2 protein-coding genes are annotated in these 1541 nt (G+C 29.9%); one reads left to right on the top strand and one right to left on the bottom strand.

All coding sequences use genetic code 11. The annotated features are described in order from the left end of the window. Positions 1–565: 565 nt before the first annotated feature. Positions 566–826: a hypothetical protein gene (locus OEW78_RS10565; protein ID WP_300327248.1), complete on the top strand. Its 261-nt coding sequence runs from the start codon at positions 566–568 to the stop codon at positions 824–826. Here the strand turns inward: OEW78_RS10565 and OEW78_RS10560 are convergent. Further along, entirely contained in the window at positions 823–1071 is a 249-nt protein-coding gene (locus tag OEW78_RS10560; RefSeq protein ID WP_300327247.1) for a hypothetical protein, read from the bottom strand. The genes OEW78_RS10565 and OEW78_RS10560 overlap by 4 nt on opposite strands. Positions 1072–1541 lie beyond the last annotated feature (470 nt).

Here is a 1541-nt window from a genome sequence, read left to right as displayed (position 1 = left end):
TCATGGTCAAACGTCTAAACGTTTGATTGCCTTTTTTCGTTCTGCGGGGCAGCGCAACTCAATCGCCAGATTTTTTAACTAACGACATCAATATGTATAAACCATATAACTATTTAAGATTTTATATGAATTTTTTGAAAAAAAGTAATGAAATATTATAAATTTTAGCAGAGTAAAAAATTATCAAAAATACGTATAATGAGAGACAGATATCGAAATAACTAGCAGTAATCCAGATATTGAAATGTACAAGAAATCATTCAAAAAGGTTGATGATTGAAAATATCTAGATGAAAAAATAAGAGTAATTCATGCAAAGAACAACGATGTATAGATACATGATTATTCAAAAGTAATCGAACAATATTTGCAAAAGGATATCAAAAAGTACAAAAATATATTTTCAGTAAAAACTTTACAACTTTGTTAATTGGTTAGATTGGGAATATACCGAATACCATTCGTTCTAATTTTGAATGATTAAAACGGTTTGACATTCAAAATTGGATTGCTGATACCAATTAACAATACAAACTCTTTAGTGATCATTTATCAGTAATATGATATGGGAAAAACTATTTTCATCAAAGAGATAATCACCATGCTAAAAGAGCCAAGACTGTGTCCAACATGCCAAAAAGAAGACAGATTGGAAAAGAATGTTGTTAGAGAGGAGAGATCAAATGGAAAGACCATTTTATGTTCTAGGTGCGAAGCATTAATCATAACCACAAACCATAATTTAAAAAAAGTAGAATTATCATCAATCAGAGACGATATAATTATGCTAAAAGAGCCATATCTCATTAGAAAAGTCGTATACTAGTTTTTTGATTTTCCAAGTAATTCTTGGATCATATAATTTCGTACATTTGCAAATTCCCATTCTCTCAGATGTGCATTCAGGCATTCCTCTTTAATTATAAGTCCTGCCAAACCATGACTCCACATATGACGCTTGGTATCATATACTTCAATAATTTTCCCATGTTTTGTAATCTTGATTGCTCCATGACATCTTTGAATTACTTGTGATGCTACTCTTTGGTATATTTTTTCAAAATTAACCACACGATTAATGTGTATAGTCACATCAAAAAGGTTCTGATTTTTGATGGGATAATAATATACCATAGAAATTACAAGAAAAATTGCTGATGATTAACCAACAAACTAAGCTAAAACTGATAGATGATGAGTTTGCCGAATTATGAAGCATTTTAGAATAAAATAAGAGCACGTCAATAACACTTCTCACAGATAATAAAGGAAGTAAGATCTAGAATAGCCAAGTTGCCCAAACAAAAACATTAACATAAAATATTCCAGGTTTGACTAGAATTCAAATATTGTATGTGGGAAAATAATTGTTCAACATACCCAAGCCAAATATCATCGTCATAAATAAGGAAACCACCTAAATTTTCACAACCAGTATTAGTGAGATGTACATTTAATTTAGATGATGGGCGAACTACCTGAAAAATTTCCAGAGTATGCTATTATGTACAAAACATTGTCAAACCAAATCAAAATATTGA

The organism is Candidatus Nitrosopumilus sp., from assembly GCF_029882185.1.
Taxonomy (GTDB): Archaea; Thermoproteota; Nitrososphaeria; order Nitrososphaerales; family Nitrosopumilaceae; genus Nitrosopumilus.
Note: the sequence above shows the minus strand (reverse complement) of the source record. Positions and strands in the feature narration are given on the sequence as shown.

What these genes read in the sequence shown, in the direction of transcription:
- OEW78_RS10565 (WP_300327248.1), top strand. Translation starts at nt 566, where the DNA reads ATGGGAAAAACTATTTTCATCAAAGAGATAATCACCATGCTAAAAGAG.